This window comes from Sphingomonas beigongshangi (genome assembly GCF_016820445.1).
GTDB lineage: Bacteria > Pseudomonadota > Alphaproteobacteria > Sphingomonadales > Sphingomonadaceae > Sphingomonas > Sphingomonas beigongshangi.
In genome coordinates, this window is sequence record NZ_JADHDT010000002.1 from 161,972 (window position 1) to 179,751 (window position 17,780).

General features: G+C 69.1%; 23 protein-coding genes. 12 read left to right on the forward strand and 11 right to left on the reverse strand.

Annotation, left to right across the window (positions count from 1 at the left end):
* Positions 1 to 12: 12 nt before the first annotated feature.
* From IQ292_RS03965 to IQ292_RS03995, 7 genes are all read left to right on the forward strand, one after another.
* Positions 13 to 564 carry a thiamine phosphate synthase gene (locus tag IQ292_RS03965; RefSeq protein WP_287979190.1) on the forward strand — a complete coding sequence of 184 codons (552 nt, stop codon included), beginning with the start codon at positions 13 to 15 and terminating at the stop codon, positions 562 to 564.
* A 71-nt stretch (positions 565 to 635) separates the two neighbouring features.
* Positions 636 to 1,607 carry a serine O-acetyltransferase EpsC gene (gene epsC / locus IQ292_RS03970; RefSeq protein WP_203309024.1) on the forward strand — a complete coding sequence of 324 codons (972 nt, stop codon included), beginning with the start codon at positions 636 to 638 and terminating at the stop codon, positions 1,605 to 1,607.
* Positions 1,604 to 2,374, forward strand: coding sequence for a gamma-glutamyl-gamma-aminobutyrate hydrolase family protein (locus tag IQ292_RS03975; RefSeq protein WP_203309025.1), 771 nt, complete (start codon positions 1,604 to 1,606; stop codon positions 2,372 to 2,374). Before epsC ends, IQ292_RS03975 begins: the two co-directional genes overlap by 4 nt.
* Positions 2,371 to 2,610, forward strand: coding sequence for a hypothetical protein (locus IQ292_RS03980; protein WP_203309026.1), 240 nt, complete (start codon positions 2,371 to 2,373; stop codon positions 2,608 to 2,610). The genes IQ292_RS03975 and IQ292_RS03980 overlap by 4 nt, the downstream gene beginning before the upstream one ends.
* A gap of 247 nt (positions 2,611 to 2,857) precedes the next feature.
* Complete coding sequence (gene recQ, locus IQ292_RS03985) at positions 2,858 to 4,624, forward strand: DNA helicase RecQ (protein WP_203309027.1); 1,767 nt, start codon at positions 2,858 to 2,860, stop codon at positions 4,622 to 4,624.
* An 82-nt stretch (positions 4,625 to 4,706) separates the two neighbouring features.
* Positions 4,707 to 5,168: a protein tyrosine phosphatase family protein gene (locus tag IQ292_RS03990; RefSeq protein WP_203309028.1), complete on the forward strand. Its 462-nt coding sequence runs from the start codon at positions 4,707 to 4,709 to the stop codon at positions 5,166 to 5,168.
* Positions 5,165 to 5,572 (forward strand): hypothetical protein, encoded by a 408-nt coding sequence (locus IQ292_RS03995; RefSeq protein WP_203309029.1) that lies wholly within the window; start codon positions 5,165 to 5,167, stop codon positions 5,570 to 5,572. The genes IQ292_RS03990 and IQ292_RS03995 overlap by 4 nt, the downstream gene beginning before the upstream one ends.
* Before the next feature lie 238 nt (positions 5,573 to 5,810).
* Here the strand turns inward: IQ292_RS03995 and IQ292_RS04000 are convergent, their stop codons facing one another.
* From IQ292_RS04000 to IQ292_RS04015, 4 genes are all read right to left on the reverse strand, one after another.
* The gene (locus IQ292_RS04000; protein ID WP_203309030.1) at positions 5,811 to 7,247 is read right to left on the reverse strand and encodes an ammonium transporter; all 1,437 of its coding nucleotides are present in this window, start codon (positions 7,245 to 7,247) and stop codon (positions 5,811 to 5,813) included.
* An 11-nt stretch (positions 7,248 to 7,258) separates the two neighbouring features.
* The gene (locus tag IQ292_RS04005; protein WP_203309031.1) at positions 7,259 to 7,597 is read right to left on the reverse strand and encodes a P-II family nitrogen regulator; all 339 of its coding nucleotides are present in this window, start codon (positions 7,595 to 7,597) and stop codon (positions 7,259 to 7,261) included.
* A gap of 142 nt (positions 7,598 to 7,739) precedes the next feature.
* On the reverse strand, positions 7,740 to 7,940 hold the full coding sequence (locus tag IQ292_RS04010) for a putative signal transducing protein (RefSeq protein WP_203309032.1): 201 nt from the start codon (positions 7,938 to 7,940) through the stop codon (positions 7,740 to 7,742).
* Positions 7,940 to 8,488 carry a pyridoxamine 5'-phosphate oxidase family protein gene (locus tag IQ292_RS04015; RefSeq protein ID WP_203309033.1) on the reverse strand — a complete coding sequence of 183 codons (549 nt, stop codon included), beginning with the start codon at positions 8,486 to 8,488 and terminating at the stop codon, positions 7,940 to 7,942. Before IQ292_RS04015 ends, IQ292_RS04010 begins: the two co-directional genes overlap by 1 nt.
* Before the next feature lie 49 nt (positions 8,489 to 8,537).
* Between IQ292_RS04015 and IQ292_RS04020 the strand changes: the two genes are divergently transcribed.
* Positions 8,538 to 8,783: a type II toxin-antitoxin system CcdA family antitoxin gene (locus IQ292_RS04020; RefSeq protein WP_203309034.1), complete on the forward strand. Its 246-nt coding sequence runs from the start codon at positions 8,538 to 8,540 to the stop codon at positions 8,781 to 8,783.
* Positions 8,777 to 9,079: a CcdB family protein gene (locus tag IQ292_RS04025; protein ID WP_338057581.1), complete on the forward strand. Its 303-nt coding sequence runs from the start codon at positions 8,777 to 8,779 to the stop codon at positions 9,077 to 9,079. The genes IQ292_RS04020 and IQ292_RS04025 overlap by 7 nt, the downstream gene beginning before the upstream one ends.
* 4 nt (positions 9,080 to 9,083) lie before the next feature.
* On the opposite strand, the gene tldD is transcribed toward IQ292_RS04025, so the two are convergent.
* Complete coding sequence (gene tldD, locus IQ292_RS04030) at positions 9,084 to 10,511, reverse strand: metalloprotease TldD (RefSeq protein WP_203309035.1); 1,428 nt, start codon at positions 10,509 to 10,511, stop codon at positions 9,084 to 9,086.
* A gap of 64 nt (positions 10,512 to 10,575) precedes the next feature.
* A complete protein-coding gene (locus IQ292_RS04035; RefSeq protein WP_203309036.1) occupies positions 10,576 to 10,818 on the reverse strand; it encodes a zinc-finger domain-containing protein in 243 nt (80 codons plus the stop codon).
* A gap of 116 nt (positions 10,819 to 10,934) precedes the next feature.
* On the opposite strand from IQ292_RS04035, the gene IQ292_RS04040 reads away from it, so the two are divergent.
* From IQ292_RS04040 to nadB, 3 genes are all read left to right on the forward strand, one after another.
* Positions 10,935 to 11,879 carry an ABC transporter ATP-binding protein gene (locus IQ292_RS04040; protein ID WP_203309037.1) on the forward strand — a complete coding sequence of 315 codons (945 nt, stop codon included), beginning with the start codon at positions 10,935 to 10,937 and terminating at the stop codon, positions 11,877 to 11,879.
* Between the two features lie 174 nt (positions 11,880 to 12,053).
* On the forward strand, positions 12,054 to 12,437 hold the full coding sequence (locus tag IQ292_RS04045) for an endonuclease domain-containing protein (protein ID WP_203309038.1): 384 nt from the start codon (positions 12,054 to 12,056) through the stop codon (positions 12,435 to 12,437).
* Positions 12,438 to 12,579: 142 nt separating this feature from the next.
* A complete protein-coding gene (gene nadB / locus IQ292_RS04050; protein ID WP_203309039.1) occupies positions 12,580 to 14,160 on the forward strand; it encodes an L-aspartate oxidase in 1,581 nt (526 codons plus the stop codon).
* 22 nt (positions 14,161 to 14,182) lie between these two features.
* Here the strand turns inward: nadB and IQ292_RS04055 are convergent, their stop codons facing one another.
* From IQ292_RS04055 to fdxA, 5 genes are all read right to left on the reverse strand, one after another.
* Entirely contained in the window at positions 14,183 to 14,893 is a 711-nt protein-coding gene (locus IQ292_RS04055; protein ID WP_203309040.1) for a GIN domain-containing protein, read from the reverse strand.
* 55 nt (positions 14,894 to 14,948) lie between these two features.
* Positions 14,949 to 15,689 carry a head GIN domain-containing protein gene (locus IQ292_RS04060; RefSeq protein WP_203309346.1) on the reverse strand — a complete coding sequence of 247 codons (741 nt, stop codon included), beginning with the start codon at positions 15,687 to 15,689 and terminating at the stop codon, positions 14,949 to 14,951.
* A 94-nt stretch (positions 15,690 to 15,783) separates the two neighbouring features.
* Positions 15,784 to 16,533, reverse strand: a complete 750-nt coding sequence (locus IQ292_RS04065) for a head GIN domain-containing protein (protein ID WP_203309041.1) — start codon at positions 16,531 to 16,533, stop codon at positions 15,784 to 15,786.
* A 116-nt stretch (positions 16,534 to 16,649) separates the two neighbouring features.
* Positions 16,650 to 17,183, reverse strand: coding sequence for a CarD family transcriptional regulator (locus tag IQ292_RS04070; RefSeq protein ID WP_115378114.1), 534 nt, complete (start codon positions 17,181 to 17,183; stop codon positions 16,650 to 16,652).
* A gap of 251 nt (positions 17,184 to 17,434) precedes the next feature.
* Complete coding sequence (gene fdxA / locus IQ292_RS04075; RefSeq protein WP_203309042.1) at positions 17,435 to 17,776, reverse strand: ferredoxin FdxA; 342 nt, start codon at positions 17,774 to 17,776, stop codon at positions 17,435 to 17,437.
* Positions 17,777 to 17,780 lie beyond the last annotated feature (4 nt).

The window sequence follows — 17,780 nt, forward strand, 5'->3', positions numbered from 1 at the left end:
TATAGCGGCGCCGTGCGCGATCTGAACCGCAATCTGAACCCGATGCGCGCCGCCTGGCTGATGACCGACCCGCGCATGCCGGACGACCCGGTCGCCGCGCTGCGGGCGCTTCCGCCCGGCGCGGGCGTCGTCTTCCGCCATCGTGATCTGCCGCGCGCCGATCGCCATGCACTGTTCCTGCGCGTCCGCCGGATCGCCGCCGCGCGCCGATTGCGCATCTCCGCCGCGGGCGACCTGCCGGGAGCGCCCGGCCATGGCGGCCGTCGACCGCTGACGCATGCCGCGCACGACCGCAGGCAAGCCGTCGCAGGCGCCCGCGCCGGCGCACGCTATCTGTTCGTGTCTCCTGTCTACCCCACCCGATCCCACCCGGGCGCGCGGCCGCTCGGCAGCCGACGCGCGGCAGCAATCGCGCGGGGCATGCCGGTGGCAACGATCGCGCTCGGCGGCATGACGCCACGGCGGTTCCTGCGCCTGCGTCACGTCGGCTTTGACGGGTGGGCGGCGATCGACGCCCTGTCCGGCGCGACGTCCCGGGCAACGTCCCGGGCGACCATCGCCTGACCAGGCCTGCTTGATCGGCACAAAGCTTTTCTTCCTATTCCCACTATTCCGATGGGATAACCTTGCGGGCGATGGGACACGCTCTTCCTTTCGGGATCGCGCGCCCCCTTGCCGGGGCGTCGATCAGCGACGCGGTCGCGGCGCTCGGCGCCGCACGCGACGCCTGGCGCGCGCGGCAAAGCGAAGCGCATCGCCAGGCACGGTTCCCGTCGCTCGGCGCCGTCGAGCGGATCGTCATCCATTTGTCCGAAGCGCTCTACCCGCGCCGGCTCGGGCAGCTCCGCGGCACGCGGATCGAGGAGGATCGGTTCGTCGCCGCGCGCATCACCGCCGCCTTCGCCGAGCTGGAGCGCGAGGTCGCGCACGAGCTCGGCTATTGGCAAGCCGAAAGCGACGCCCGCTTCGACGCCGACCAGCCCGCGACGATCGTGCGCCTGTTCGCCGCGCAGCTCGCCGAGATCCGGCGCCTCGTCGACAGCGATATCGACGCGGCCTTCGTCGGCGATCCCGCCGCGCGCAGCACCGACGAGATCCTGCTCTGCTATCCGGGCGCGATCGCCAGCCTGCATCACCGGCTGGCGCATCCGCTCCACGCACTCGGCGCGCCGATCGTCGCGCGACTGATCTCGGAACTCGCCAATGCGCGTACCGGCATCGACATCCACCCGGGCGCGACGATCGGCGAACGCTTCTTCATCGATCACGGCACGGGGGTCGTGATCGGCGAAACCGCGATCGTCGGGAATCGCGTACGGCTGTACCAGCATGTCACGCTGGGCGCGCGCACGCCGCTCGGCCTCGGTGGCGACGGGCCCCGCACCCGCTATGCACGGCATCCGATCATCGGCGACGATGTCGTCATCTATGCCGGCGCGACGATCCTGGGCCGCGTCACGATCGGCGCCGGCGCGACGATCGGCGGCAATGTCTGGCTGTTGACCGATGTCCCGGAGGGTGCGGTGGTGACCCAGCCCGAAGCCCGGGTGCTGCCGCGCGGTGCCGCGCACGCGCTGCTCGGCGTGCTCGCGGAACCTGCCGCATGACCGGCCAGCAGCGATCGCTGAACGGCGTCCGTCCGCTGGTCGGCATCGTCTGCTGCAATGAACAGGCCGGACGACCGGTCCAGGCGGTCGCCAGCCGGTTCGTCGCGCCGCTGACCGCGCTTGCGGACGCCAGCGTGCTCCTGATCCCAGCGATACCGGAAGCGGTCGACCTGCCCCGTCTCGCCGCGATGCTGGACGGGCTGTTGCTGACCGGTGCGCGCTCGCATGTCGCGCCGGAGCGCTACGGCGGCGCGGCGCTGCCCGACGGTCAGACGATCGATCGCGATCGCGACACGGTTGCGCTCGGTCTCGCCGGACGGATGATCGACGCGGGCAAGCCGGTCTTCGGCATCTGTCGCGGTCTGCAGGAGATCAACGTCCTGTTCGGCGGCTCGCTCGGCCCCGTCACCTCGCACCATCCCGGGGCCTGGGACGGCGATTATGATGCGCTGTTCGATCATGCCCACGATGTCGAGCTTCCCGCGAGCGGCCGGCTCGCCACCGCGACCGGGGCACGGCGGCTGCGCGTCAATTCGGTTCACCAACAGGGCATCGACCGGCTCGGCGCGGGTTTGTCGGTCGAGGCGACCGGAGCCGAAGACGGACTGATCGAGGCGGTGTCCGCCTGCCCGTGCGGGTCCGCGATCCTCGGCGTGCAATGGCATCCCGAATGGGATTGCGGGCGATCGCCCGCCAGCCGCGCCTTCTTCACTCTGCTCGGCGCCGGCGTGCGCGGGCATCATTTTCAACAGGGAGATTACCAATGAAAACACGCTTCCTCCTGCCGTTCGCTGTCGCCACGACGCTCGGCCTCGCCGCCTGCGGCAGCAACGGCGCCGTGAACAACGCCGCCGCGGCCGACGAGACGCTGACCCTCAACGAGGAAGGCGGGGCGGGGAATGACGCTATCGTCACCGATGGCGGCAATCTCGATGCGCCGGCGGACAATCAGGCGCTGCCCGCCGACGTCCCCGGCAACGCCGCCGCGACGAACGCGCTCTGATCCTTTTTTCGAACACGCCTGGATAGCTCCCTAGGCGTTCCTGGCGGCTCGGCATTGCTGGTGCCGGGCCGCCTTTTTCCTGCCGCCCGCCGTGGCTGCCGTGCGATCCAGCATAGCCGGATGGGCGCGGTACCGGCCCCCACCCGCACCCGGCCGCCCGATCAGCCTATCTTGGATGGGCGGCCGGGTGCGGGCGGGGGCCGGTACCGCTTTCACGCACGTGGATCAAACTCTATATCGCCGCGCGATGGATCCCCTCCCCACCCTGCAGCGCGTCTTCGGCTTTCCGGCATTCCGGGGCGTGCAGGAGGACGTGGTCGCCCGCGTGCTCGCGGGTGAGCGGACGCTCGGCGTCATGCCGACGGGCGCGGGCAAGTCGCTCTGCTACCAATTGCCCTCGGTGATGCTCGAAGGGACCTGCGTGGTGGTGAGCCCGCTGATCGCGCTGATGCACGACCAGTTGCGCAGCGCGGAGGCGGTCGGCATCCGGGCCGGTACGCTGACCAGCGCCGACGACAATCGCGCCGAGACGATCGCGCGCTTCCGTGCCGGCGCGCTCGACCTGCTCTACGTCGCGCCCGAGCGTGCCTCGTCCGGCCATTTCCGTGAGCTGCTGGGCAGCGCGAAGCTCAGCCTGTTCGCGATCGACGAGGCGCATTGCGTCAGCGAATGGGGCCATGATTTCCGGCCCGACTATCGGCTTCTCGAACCGCTGATGGACGCCTTTCCGGACGTTCCCCGCCTCGCGCTGACCGCGACCGCCGATGCGCACACCCGCGCCGACATCCTGCAACAGCTCGGCATCCCGCGCGACGGGCTGATCGTCTCGGGCTTCGACAGGCCCAACATCCGCTACAGCATCACGCCAAAGGCCAACACCAACAAGCAGATCGCCGACGTCATCGCCGCCACGCCCGGCCCCGGCATCGTCTATGCGCAGACGCGCGCCGCGACCGAGAAGCTGGCGGAGGCGCTCGCGCGCACCGGCCGGCCGACGCGCGCCTATCACGCCGGGCTGGAGCCGCACATCCGCGCGAAGAACCAGGCCGACTTCGTCGCGTCGGAGGACATGGTGATCTGCGCCACTGTCGCCTTCGGCATGGGCATCGACAAGCCCGACGTCCGCTTCGTCGCGCATGCCGGCCTGCCCAAGTCGATCGAGGCCTATTATCAGGAGACCGGCCGCGCCGGTCGCGACGGCGATCCTGCGGTGGCGCACCTGTTCTGGGGGGCGGAGGATTTCGCCCGCGCCCGCCAGCGGATCGGCGAGGTCGAACCCGAACGGCAAGCGGGTGAGCGCACGCGCCTGACCGCGCTCGCCGCATTGGTCGAGACCGCCGGCTGCCGCCGCCGCATCCTGCTGCGCCATTTCGGCGAGGAGCTGGCGGAGGATTGCGGCAATTGCGACAATTGCCTGGGCAGCCCCGACGCGGTCGACGCGACGACGACCGCCCAGAAATTCCTCTCCGCGGTGTTCCGCACCGGCCAGATGTTCGGCGCCGGCTATATCGAGCAGGTGCTGCTGGGCCAGTCCACGGACCGCAGCCTGATGAACGGACATGAGGGCCTGTCCGTCTGGGGTATCGTGCACGGCGACGAGGTCGCGCTGGTCAAGCCGGTCCATCGCGCGCTGTTGCTGCGCGATGCCCTGCGGACCAACGCGCATGGCGGTCTCGAATTCGGACCGGGTGCCCGCGGTCTGCTCAAAGGCGGCGAGCGGCTGTCGCTCGTCATCCCGCCCAAGCGCCTGCGGTCGAAGAAGCGCGGCGAGGCGCCGACCGTCGCCAATCCCGCCGACCATCCGCTGTTCGAGGCCTTGCGCGCGCGTCGCCGCGACATCGCCAAGGATGCCGGCGTGCCGCCCTATGTCATCTTCCACGATTCGGTGCTGCGCGACATGGCCGCGCGGCGACCGACCAGCCGGGCGGAGCTGGCGGTGCTGTCCGGCATCGGCGCGCGCAAGCTCGATGCCTATGGGGATGCCTTCCTGCAGGTGATCCGCGACGCCGCCTGACGCACGCGCGCGCCGCGCAAAGGATGGCTCCAGCCACCCAATTTGGGCTGACGCCTCTCGACCGATCGCGTAAAGGCCTCGCATGGCCGACATTCGCACCATCAACGACCGCGTCAGCGTGGCACCGCAGATCACGCCGGAGGACATCGCCGCCATCAAGGCCGCCGGCTTCGTCGCGATCGTCAACAACCGTCCCGACGAGGAAGAGCCGGGGCAGCCCTCGGGCGAGACGATTCGTGCCGCCGCGGAAGAGGCGGGGCTCGCCTATGCGGCGATTCCGGTGACGCACGCCGGTTTCTCGCATCCGCAGCTCGACGCGATGGCAGCGGCGCTCGCCGCGGCCGACGGTCCGGTGCTCGCCTATTGCCGATCGGGCACGCGCAGCTGCAACCTGTGGGCGCTCGCCGCGGCGAAGGCGGGGCGCAATCCCGAACTGCTCGTGATGCAGGCGCGTGCCGCCGGCTACGACATCGGCGGGATGCGACCCACGCTGGACGCGCTCGCAGGCGCCGCCCCCTCTGCCGAGACGCCGCACGACGCATGACGGACGCCGCGCTTCCGATCGCCGCCGCCGCTGCGGGCGCGGCGGTGCCGGTGCTGGCATGTGCCTTCTGGGCATGGCGCCGCAGCCGGCCCGGACGGATCGACAGTCCGGAGGATGCCGCCGCCGCCGCCGACGCGGCGCTGGCGGGCTTCGCCACGCAGGGGGCGGTGGTGGGTGCCGACGGCGCGGGCGCGCTCGCGGTCGACGCGCGCGGGCGCGTCGCGGCGCTGCGCCGACTGGGACAGAGGGTCATGGTGCGCGAGGTCGCCTGGGGCGCGTTGCGCTCGACCCCGTCGGGCATCGTCGTCGAGACGGGCGACCGCAAACTCGGCACGGTCACGGTTGCTGGCGTCGACGCACTGGATATCCGCCGGCTCGCTCCGGGCGACCTGCGCAAGGGCTGAGATCGCGCGATCCGCGCGCGCCTTGACGGAGGCGCTGCGTCGTCGGCGCACATCCGTGGCGCGCCGGCGGTGAGGGCCATACCGCCCTCGCGGTCCCGAGGGCCCTGTCATGTCCGCCGCGATGGCGCCGGGCGCGGATCGGGAAAAAAAGACCCGGTACGTCGCCGTACCGGGTCAGGGTCGTCCGCAGGAGGAACGTCGTGGGGGGCGGGGGCCTCAAGCCCCCGCGCCCGATCCATCAGTAATTGTAGGCGCGCTCGCCATGCTCGTTGATGTCGAGGCCCTCGGCTTCGACCTCCGGCGCCGGGCGCAGACCCGTGGTCAGCTTCAGCGCGTAGAACAGCACCGCCGAGACGCCGCCCGACCAGACCAGGGTGATGACCACCGCCTGGACCTGCTTCAGGAACTGAGCGCCGATATGATAGCTGGCCGCATCGAACGCCGCGGGGAAGACGGTATAGTCGAACACGCCCTGGCCGCCGAGCGCCGGCGAGGCGACGACTGCGGTGCCGAGCGCGCCGACGATGCCGCCGACGCAGTGGACGCCGAACACGTCGAGCGTATCGTCATAGCCGAACTTGTTCTTCACCGTCGTGACGAAGAAGAAGCAGACCGCCGACACGACGAAGCCGAGCACGATCGAGGTCATCGGGCCGCCGAAGCCGGACGCCGGGGTGATCGCGACGAGGCCGGCGACCGCGCCCGTCGCCGCGCCCAGCAGCGACGGCTTCTTGTGCACGACCTGCTCGATCACCGCCCAGGCGACCGCCGCAGCGGCGGTGGCGACGAAGGTGTTGATGAAGGCCACCGCGGTGACGCCGTTCGCCTCCAGGTTGGAGCCGGCGTTGAAGCCGAACCAGCCGACCCACAGCAGCGAGGCGCCGATCATCGTCATGGTCAGCGAGTGCGGCGGCATCGGCTCCTTCTTGTAGCCCATGCGCGGCCCCATGATCAGGCAGCCGACGAAGCCCGCGATGCCGGCGTTGATGTGCACCACCGTGCCGCCCGCGAAGTCGATCGCGCCCAGGTTGAACAGATAGCCGCCATCGGTCTTCGCGTCGGGCAGGAAGTCCGGGCCTGCCCAGTACCAGACCATGTGCGCGATCGGAAAATAGACGATCGTCAGCCAGGCGACGACGAACAGGATCAGCGGCGTGAACTTCACCCGCTCCGCGAACGCGCCGACGATCAGCGCCGGCGTGATGCAGGCGAAGGTCATCTGGAAGCAGACATAGGCGAATTCGGGGATGTAGACGTTGTTGGAGAAGGTCGCGGCATAGGTCGTGCCGCTGACGCCCATCAGGAACGCCTTGGAAAGGCCGCCGAAGAAGTGGTTGTCGCCGCCCGAGGTGAAGGCGATGCTATAGCCCCAGCAGACCCAGACGAGGCTGGCGACGCTGACGATCATGAACACCTGCATCAGCACGCTGAGCATGTTCTTGGTCCGCACCAGACCGCCGTAGAACAGCGCGAGCGCGGGCACCGACATCATCAGCACAAGCGCCGACGAGATCAGCATCCAGGTCGTATCGCCCTTGTTGACCATCGTCGCCATCTGCGCGGCGGTGGGCGCCTTGACCGGGGCCGCCGCGGCGGCCTGTGCCCATGCGGGGGCGGCGGCGAGGGTGCCGGCGAGAAGCGCGCCCGCACCCGCGAACTTTTGCGTGAGTTTCATCGATTCCCCCTTCACAGCGCCGAATCGTCGGTTTCGCCGGTGCGGATGCGCACCGCCTGGCCGACGTCGAGCACGAAGATCTTTCCGTCACCGATCGCGCCGGTGTTGGCCGACGCCTGGATCGCCTCGACCACCCGGTCGGCGAGCGCGGCGGCACAGACCACCTCGATCTTGATCTTGGGCACCATGTTGGTGCTGTATTCCGCGCCCCGATAGATTTCGGTCTGCCCCTTCTGGCGACCGAACCCCTTGACCTCGGTGACCGTCATGCCCGCGACGCCGAGCGTGGTGAGCGCCTCGCGCACCTCGTCCAGCTTGAACGGCTTGATGATGGCAATGACCAGCTTCATCCATGCCCCCTCGATTGACCCGACGGGGCGCGTCGCAAACAGCGTGCCAATTGGCCTTCAGGAGGGAAGCAACCCGATCAAGGTCATTGGAACAGGTCCGTTGCGGTCAAAATAGAGGCAAGCCCGCTCCGCTGCCCGAAAATCAGGCAGCGCCGACGATCCCCCGTGCCGCGTCCAGGTCGTCGGCGTCGACCATCACCCGCACCGGGATCAGCAGATAGCTGCCGTCCGCGATACTCGCGCCGCCGTCGAACGCGATCGCCGGAATGCCCTCCGCCGCCAGCCGACCGACCAGGATGTTGGCGAGGTTGCGGTCGAACCGCCCGAGCTCGGCGAGCGCCATCAGGCGGCGGCCGTCGGGTTGCGCACCGGCAGGCCGTCGATGCTGTGCCCGCGCACCGCATATTTGGCGAACCGCGCCGCATCGTCGTGCGCGGCATGATATTTGGACAGTGTCTGCCGCTCGCGCTCGAACGCCATATGGGGCACGCCCCAGCCGCACGAGGTCTGCACGCTTTCCACCTCGACGACGAAGATCTGCCGCGTGCCGGGCAGCAGCGTGAAGGCCGCCGCGGTCGCCATCCAGTCGACGTCCTGCGGCAGCACCGCCCGCCCGCGCCCGTACAGCTGCAGGATCAGCGCCGGATTGTCGAAGGCGCAGAACATGATCGTGATCCGCCCGTCCGCCGCGAGATGGGCGTTCGTCTCGTTCCCCGACCCCGCGACATCGAGATAGGCGACCCGATCAGGCGCAAGGACTCGAAAGCTGTCCATCCCCTTGGGGCTGAGGTTGATCCGCGCCCCCTCCGCCGCGGTCGCGACGAAGAACACGGGCTGGCGCGCGATGAAGGCAGCGTGATCCTCGGTGATGGCAGGAAAGAACTGGGACATGGCCGGCTCCGATTGACGCGCATCATCCATGCGCATAGCCTCTGCGCGCATGAAGCACGATCCGGTGCCCTCGGGCAAGCGCAGGTCCGTCAACCTCTCGCTCGACACGGGCATCGTGGCGATGGCGAGGGAGGTCGGCATCAACCTGTCTCAGGTCAGCGAGGCGGCCATCCGCGAGGCTACCCGGAAGGCGCAGGCAGCCCGCTGGCAGGAAGATAATGCCACCGCCATTCAGGGCTGGAACCGCTGGTACGAAGAGAACGGCAACCCGTTGGAAAAATATCGCACGTGGTGACCACGCAATTCGATGTCTATCGGTTGCCCGATGGCATCCAGGTCGTCGACGTGCAGTCCCCGCTCGCGTCTGTTCACGCCACCCGGCTGGTCCTTCCCTTGATCTCACCAACGGACGGCGCCGCCGTGGTCCAGCGTCTCGATCCGCTGGTGACGTTGAACGGGGAGCGCTGGCTTCTCGCGACGCACTTCGCGACGACGGTCGACGCCCGGCTGCTGCGCACGCCCGTCGGTTCGTTGGCCGATCAGGAATGGACGATCAAATCCGCGCTCGATTTTCTGCTGAACGGCTTCTGACCCCTCACGCCGCCGTTCCGCCCACCGTCAGCCCCTCAACCAGCAGCGTCGGCTGTCCGACACCGGCCGGCACGCTCTGCCCGCCCTTGCCGCACACCCCGATGCCCTCGTCGAGCGCGAAGTCGTTGCCGATGCCCGTCACCTTGGTCAGCACGGTCGGTCCGTCGCCGATCAGCGTCGCGCCCTTGATCGGCGCGCCGAGCCGGCCGTCCTCGATCCGATAGGCCTCGGTGCACGAAAAGACGAACTTGCCCGACACGATGTCGACCTGTCCGCCGCCGAAACTCTTGGCGAAGATACCCGACTTCACGCGGCCGAGCAGCTCCGCCGGATCGTCGCGCCCCGCCTTCATGAAGGTGTTGGTCATCCGCGGCATCGGCGCATGCGCGAAACTTTCGCGCCGGCCGTTGCCCGTCGCGGCGACGCCCATCAGCCGGGCGTTCAGCCGGTCCTGCATATAGCCCTTGAGGATACCGTCCTCGATCAGCACCGTTTCGCGCGTCGGCGTTCCCTCGTCGTCGATCGACAGCGACCCGCGCCGGTCGGGGATCGAGCCGTCGTCGACGATGGTGATGCCCGGCGCGGCGACGCGATCGCCGATACGGCCCGAGAAGGCGCTGGTGCCCTTGCGGTTGAAGTCGCCCTCCAGCCCGTGGCCGATCGCCTCGTGCAGCAGGACGCCGGGCCAGCCCGGCCCGAGCAGCACGGTCATCTCGCCCGCGGGCGCCGCGACCGATTCGAGATTGACCAGCGCCTGCGCCAGCGCCTCGTCGATCGCGCGGTTCCACGTCGCCGGATCGACCAGCCGATCGTAGAGATAGCGGCCGCCGATCCCGAAACTGCCCGTCTCGCGCCGGCCGTTCGCCTCCGCGACGATCGACACGTTGAGCCGCACCAGCGGGCGCACGTCGGTCGCGACGAACCCGTCGGGGCGGACGATCTCGACCACGCTCCAGCTGCCCGACAGGCCGACGGAGACCTGCGCGACGCGCGGGTCGCGCGCACGCGCCGCCGCATCGATCGACTGGCACAGGTTCACCTTGTCGGCGAACGGCACCAGATCGAGCGGATCGGCGTCGGTATAGAGCCGGTGGTTGGTCCCCTGCGGCGCCGGCGCCCGCGCCGCCGTCGAGGGATCGATCAGCGCCATCGTCTCGCCGGCGCGCCGGATGGCCGCCTCGCTCAGTTCATTGGCATGCGCGAAGGCGGTCATTTCCCCCGATACGGCGCGCAGGCCGAAGCCGGCCCCCGTGTCATAGCTCGCCGTCTTGAGCCGGCCGTCGTCGAAGCCGAACGCCTCCGACCGGCGATATTGCAGGTAGAGCTCGCCGTCGTCGGCACGGCCGAGCGCCTCGGCGGTCAGACGCTGGGCGGCCTCCGGCGTCAGCTGGTCGCGGTACAGGAACGAGCGGGGATCGGCGGAGGCGGTCATGCCTCCAATATAGGGATGCATACCCTTTAGGCTAGCGGGCGCGCGGCCCGCTTCGCCCGGACGCTTATCGCACGCTGGGGCTGGCGCCTTCCGAGATATCGGGAAGCGTCGCCGGGTCGACGCCGTCGGCGGGGCCACCGATCAGCACGAAGCGACGGTCGCAATAGCCGCAGTCGATATAGCCATGCTCGTCGATCTGCAGGAAGACGCGCGGATGGCCGAGTGCGGCCCCGTCGGGAATGTCGGTGGCGCCGTCGCAGGCGACGCGGCGTTGGGAGACACGGACGACTTCGGGCGGCGGCAGCATGGGCGCGCGATAGCGCGTTAGCCCATGCCCCCGCAAGAGCCCCGACGATGCGCCCCTTTCCGATTCGACACGCCTTGCGCTTCCACCTCGCCCCGCTTGCGCCTATGCGATGCGGCATGACCGAGCCCCTCGAAGCCGCCATCTCGATCCGCGACATGTGCAAGACCTATGCGGGGGTGAAAGGTGGCCCGCCCAAGCAGGCGCTCGACGGAGTGACGTTCGACGTGCCGCGCGGCCAGATCTTCGGCCTGCTCGGCCCCAATGGCGCCGGCAAGTCGACGCTGATCAACATCCTCGCCGGTCTGGTCAACAAGACGAGCGGATCGGCGAGCATCTGGGGCTTCGACATCGACGAACACCCCCGCAACGCCAAGGCGTCGATCGGGATCGTCAATCAGGAGATCCTGTTCGACCCCTTCTTCACGCCGGTCGAGACGCTGGAGATCCAGGCCGGCCTGTATGGCGTGCCCAAGGCGGCGCGGCACAGCATGGACCTGCTGCGCGCGGTGCATCTGGAGGACAAGGCGAACGCCTATGCCCGCACCCTGTCGGGCGGCATGAAGCGGCGGCTGATGGTCGCCAAGGCGATGGTCCATTCGCCGCCGGTGCTGGTGCTCGACGAGCCGACGGCGGGCGTCGACATCGAGTTGCGCCAGCAGCTCTGGGCCTATGTCCGCCAGCTCAATCAGGCGGGTGTCACGGTCGTGCTGACCACGCACTATCTCGAGGAAGCCGAGGAGCTGTGCGACCGGATCGCGATCATCAACCAGGGACGTCTGGTCGCGAACGAACCGACGCGCGAGCTGGTCGGCAAGGCGCAGGAAAAGCTGGTCGCGGTCACCGTCGACCGCGACCTGACCCAGGCGCCGGCGGCACCGTGTTTCGAGAAGATCGTGCTGAAGGGCGCGCGGACGCTGGAGATCACCTACAGCAAGGACAAGGTCAACGCCGGCGAGGTCCTGGCGGCGGTGACGCGGGAAGGCCTGGGCATCGTCGACGTCACGACGCGCGAGGCGGATCTTGAGGACGTGTTCCTCAGCCTGACGCGATCGCACGGGTGACCCGCGGCGGCAACGATCGCGCCAAACACCCCTCGCGTCTGCGACAGGGGCTCTCCCTTCTTCCCCCCTCGCGGCTGCGGGAGGGGCTTCCTCTTCTCCCCTCCCGCCTGCGGGAGGGGCTTCCTCTTCTTCTCCCCTCCCGCCTGCGGGAGGGGCTGGGGGTGGGCCTGAGTGATGCCCGAATGGACGCCCCGCGATACCGCCCGTGCAAGGGAACTCCGCAACCAGGCGACGCCGGCGGAACGCATGCTCTGGCAGCAAATCGACGCCGGCAAGCTCGGCGCCAAGTTCAGCCGCCAGATGCCACTGGGGCCCTATTTCTGTGACTTCCTGTGCCGGCGACGGAAGCTGGTCGTCGAACTGGACGGCGAATCGCACCTATCCGATCAGGACGACCTGCGGCGCGACCGCTACATGATCGGCCAGGGATATCGCGTGCTGCGCTTCACCAACGCGGACGTGCTCGGCCATGTGGAGGGCGTAATCTCCGCCATCGTCGCCGCGATTGCCGACGGGCCCACCACCGACCCCTCCCGCAAGCGGGAGGGGAGCCGATGACGGGATTCATATCGGCAGCGCCCATTCCCGGCTCGGGCGCCTGCATCTCCGCCATCACCGCTGCCCCCGACCACCGCGCCTGCGGACAGGCCCGATCCCACCCTCTCCCGCAGGCCGGAGAGGCGTGTATAGCGTTCCCTCGATGACCCAGTCCGACATCCTCATCATCGGCTCCGGCGCCGCCGGGTTGACCGCGGCGCTCACCCTCGCCCCGCGCTTCCGCGTCACCGTGCTGGCGAAGGGCGCGCTTAACGACGGGTCCACCGCCTGGGCGCAGGGCGGGATCGCCGCGGTTCTCGAACCGGGCGATACGTTCGACCATCATGTCGAGGACACGATGGTCGCGGGCGCCGGACTCAACGACCGCGACGTCGTCGAGTTCGTCGTCGAGCACGCGCCCGCCGCGATCGAGCGGCTGATCGGGCTCGGCGTGCCCTTCGCCACGGAAGGCAACGCCTTGCACCTGACGCGCGAGGGCGGCCATTCGCACCGCCGCATCGTGCATGTCGCCGACGCCACCGGCTGGGCCGTGCAGGAGGCGCTGCAGCGGGCGGCGGAGTCGCATCCCAACATCACGCTGGTCCCGGACCAGGTCGCGATCGACCTCGCCACCAGCCGGCACGAGGAACGCTATTCGGGCGCGGGCAATGTCTGGGGCGTCTATGCGGTCGACCGGCGCACGGGCGACGTGAACCTCTATACCGCCAAGGCGACGATCCTCGCCACCGGCGGCGCGGGCCGCACCTATCTCTTCTCCACCGCGCCGCGCGGGGCGACGGGGGATGGGATCGCGATGGCATGGCGGGCGGGCTGCCGCGTCTCCAACATGGAGATGATGCAGTTCCACCCGACCTGCCTGTACAACCTCGAGGTCAAGAACTTCCTGATCACCGAGGCCGTACGCGGCGAGGGCGGCCGGCTGATCAACCCGACCACGGGCAAGCGATTCATGGCGTATTATGACGCGGTCAGGATGGAGCTGGCACCGCGCGACGTCGTCGCTCGCGCGATCGACGCGGAGATCAAGCGATACGGCCTGGACTATGTTCACCTCGACATCAGCCACATGCCCGCCGACTTCGTGCGCGGCCATTTCCCCAATATCCACGAAAAGCTGATCGGCCTCGGCATCGACATGACGACGCAGCCGATCCCCGTCGTCCCGGCGCAGCATTATACCTGCGGCGGCATCGTCATCGACCGCGACGGGCGGACCGACCTGCCGGGCCTCTACGCGGCCGGCGAATGCACCGAGAGCGGGCTGCACGGCGCCAATCGCCTCGCCTCGAACTCGCTGCTCGAATGTTTCGTGTTCGGCGAGGCGTGCGCCAATCACATCGCCGCGCATTGGGACGCGCTGCCCCCGGTGCCGAAGATCCGCCCCTGGGACGAAAGCCGCGTCACCGATTCGGACGAGGAGGTGGTGATCAAGCAGAACTGGACGGAGATCCGGCGGTTCATGTGGAATTACGTCGGCATCGTGCGCACCACCAAGCGGCTGGAGCGCGCGCAGCACCGGATCGCGATGCTGACGGAGGAGGTCGCCGATTACTACGGCCATTTCCGCGTGACGCCCGACCTTATCGAACTGCGCAACCTGCTCCAGACCGCCGAGCTCATCGTCCGCTCGGCGCTGCACCGCCACGAAAGCCGCGGCCTGCACTATACGCGCGACTGGCCGGAAACCCTGCCCGAGGCGGTCGACACCGTGCTCGTGCCGTGACGACCCACGTCCGTCCCGCGCGCTAGCGGGTCCCCGCGCCGCACGTCACGGTTCCCGCCGGCTGTCCGATCAGGCGACATTTGGGCTGGCCAGCAATGCTGACCGTGCCGAGTCCCGCGTTGGACACGCTCGCCGTGTAGCGCGCCCGCGCGGTGATCGCGCCCGATCCGGCGAGGTAGACCTTGGCGTCCCCCGCATCGACGCCGCCCGCATCGATGGCGCCCGTCCCGCTCGCGGTCAGCCGCGCCGCCGCCACCTTGCCGGCCCCGATGCGGATCTGTCCGTCGCCGATCAGCTGGACGCCCAATTGGTCCGCCGTCACCGTATCGACCGCGATCCGCCCGCCGCCGCCGAGCGCCACGTCGACGCGCGCGGCCGCCATGCGCGTCACGCTGACCTCCGCCCCACCGCTCGCCGAGACCGATGCGAGCGCGGGCGTCGTCAGCGCGACCGTCACCGGCCCGCTCGCATCGGCGCGTCGTTCCGCCCAGTCCGTGCCCCCGGCGCGCCGCAGCACCAGCGTGCCGCCGTCCGCGCGCAGTTCGACGCCGTCGAGGCCTCCCGCACCGCGCACCGTCGCACCCGGCGAGGCCCCCGTCGCGATCGTGACGCGATAGGGACCTTCGACCCGCACGCGCTCGAAGCTGCCGAGGCCGATGCGCCGCTCCTCCGCAACCGCGGGGGTCGACAGCGACAGGAGGACGACGAGCGGCAGGAGGGTGTGGGCGGTCATGCCCGCCACGGTCGCATCATGCGCGCCCGCCGACAAGCCGTGCCGCGACCGGCCTTCAGCGTTCGGTCGCCATGCTCCCGCATTGCACCGTGCCCGATCCCAGCTTCGACACCCTGCAACGCGCCGACGCGCCGAGCGTGACGTCGCCAGACCCGATCATGTTCACCTTGGCATCGCCGGCGACCGATGCACGCACGTCGCCCGATCCGGCGATCGACACCTCCGCGGACTGCGCCTTCAGCCCGGCCGCGTCGAGGCTGCCCGATCCGGCGATCGATACGCGCAGCTGCTTGATCGCGCCGCCCGCATGGACGTCGCCCGATCCCGCGATCGACAGCGTCGCGGCATCGGTCGCGAGCGCGGCGATGTTGAGATCGCCCGATCCCGCCAGCGTGCCCTCGAAGCTGCCGCCCTCGATACGGTCGACCGCCATCGTTCCCGATCCCGCCAGCGTCGCGGCGGCGAGGCGCGGCATCGTCACATAGACCTTCACCGCATCCTTGCGGCTGCTCCACCCGATCAGCGTGCGCTGGCGCCGGCCGATCACCAGCGTGTCGCCGTCGCGCGCGATGCGCAGCGTATCGAGTTCGCCGCCCGGCCCCTCCGCACGCACGGAAAAGCCCGTGCCGACGCGCACGTCGACATCGTCGCCGCCCTTCAGCAGGAGTCCGGTAAAGTCGCGCGCGGCATAGCTGCGCGACGTGCCGCCGCCCGAGGCGGCGACCTCGTCACCCGTCTCACGCGCCGAACAGGCGCCCAGCACGCCCGCCACCATCAGGATCGCCACCGTCCGCATCACCGTTTCTCCCTGCGTGTATTGGTTTTATAATACACGCAGGGATTGTGCGCAAGCGTACTCAGCGGCCGCAGCGCACCGTGCCGCTGAGTACTCAGCGGCCGCAGCGCACTGTGCCGCTGCCCACCTTGCTGATCGAGCAGCGGGCCTGCGGACCAAGGTCGACGCTGCCGCTGCCCGCCAGCGAGACGTCCGCGGGTCCGACGACGGCGACATGCACATTGCCCGAACCGCCGACCGACACGCTCGCGCGCGCGGCGCGCAGCCCGGGCGCGTCCACGCCGCCCGATCCGCCGACGTTCGCCGTCAGCGCCCCGACCTGGCCGGCGGTGGCGATCGACCCCGATCCGCCGACGTTCAGGTCCGCGTTGCGCGCCTCCAGCCGATCGACGCGCAGGCCGCCGGATCCGCCGACGCTCAGCGACACCGAGTCGCCTTCGGCGCGATCGAGCCGCATCTGTCCCGATCCGCCGACCGACGCACTGGACAGTCTGGGCAGCGTCACGCGCACCACGATCTGCTTCTGCAGCGCGCCGTCGTCGCGCCCGTCGTACCGGCGCCCCAGTTGCAGCGTGTGCCCCTCGACCGCGACGCGGAAATTGGCGAGCGCGGCCGCCGGTCCCTCGACCAGGACCGACCAGGCCGGACCATGGCGCACCTCGACGCGGGCGGCCCCGCCCAGCGAGACGCCGTCGAACCCGCGCGCGCCGGGATAGACGAAACCGGCACCCTGGCGCTGGCCGGCAAGTCCGGGGCCACGATCGCGCTCCGCGGCGTCGGTGCCGGCGAGCGGCGCCGCAAAGGGCAGCGCGATCGACAGAAGCAAGGTCACGGCACGCGTCATGGTCGGTCTCTCCAACTGTTGTATTTCTCTAATACAGCCGACAATTACGTGCGTAAACGAAAAAAGGCGGCCCCACCGGGACCGCCCTTTTTCTGCTTGGCAGAAGGGATGCCGGATCAGGCCGGCACCTTCTCCTTGTTGTAGATCGCGGCCGCGGCGCGCAGGATCTCGAGGATCTTCTCCTGCGCCTTCGGCTCGTCGATCTGCTCCATGGCGGCGAGCTCGCGCGCCAGGCGGCTGCACGCAGCCTCGAAGATCTGCCGCTCGGAATAGCTCTGCTCGGGCTGGTCGTCGGCCCGGAACAGGTCGCGCACGACTTCGGCGATCGACGCCAGGTCGCCCGAGTTGATCTTCGCCTCATATTCCTGCGCCCGGCGCGACCACATGGTCCGCTTGACCTTGGGCTTGCCCTTCAGCGTCTCCATCGCCTCGCGCATGGTCTTGTCCGACGACAGTTTGCGCATGCCGACCGACTCGGCCTTGTTGGTCGGAACGCGCAGCGTCATGCGCTCCTTCTCGAAGCGGAGGACATAGAGCTCCAGGCTGGTCCCGGCGATCTCCTGCTTCTGCAGCTCGATCACACGGCCGACGCCATGCTTCGGATAAACTACGTAATCACCGACATCGAAGGACAATGCCTTGGCAGCCATGAACGGGCCTTTCTACAAAGTCCCATCACCCGCAAAGGAAAGCCGCCCGGCCCCGAAGGAAAGATCCGTGGAGCCAAACGGCGCGAGGATGGTTGGTACGAACGTCTCCGGCGGGCGGCGCGCTAGGTCGCGCCCGTCACGGACCATTTAACACGCTCGCAACAAAATTACCAGTGCAGATGAGGCAGATCGCCTGTCCGATCGCCGGATCGGATAAAAAAATCAGCCTTTCCGTGCCGCCACGGCCAAGCTCAGTCGCCTTTGCCGGGCTCCGGCGAGAAGAACTTGTCGTACTTGCCTTCGACACCCTTCATCGCATCCGCATCGGGCGGGGTCTGGTCGAGCTTGCGCGTGACGTTGGGCCATTGCGCGGAGAAGGTGCTGTTGAGTTCCAGCCACTGTTCCAGACCGCTCTCGGTATCGGGCAGGATCGCCTCGGCCGGGCATTCCGGTTCGCACACGCCGCAATCGATGCATTCCGACGGGTTGATGACGAGCATGTTCTCGCCCTCGTAGAAGCAGTCGACCGGACATACCTCGACACAGTCCATATACTTGCAGCGGATGCAGGCATCGGTGACGACGTAGGTCATGGGG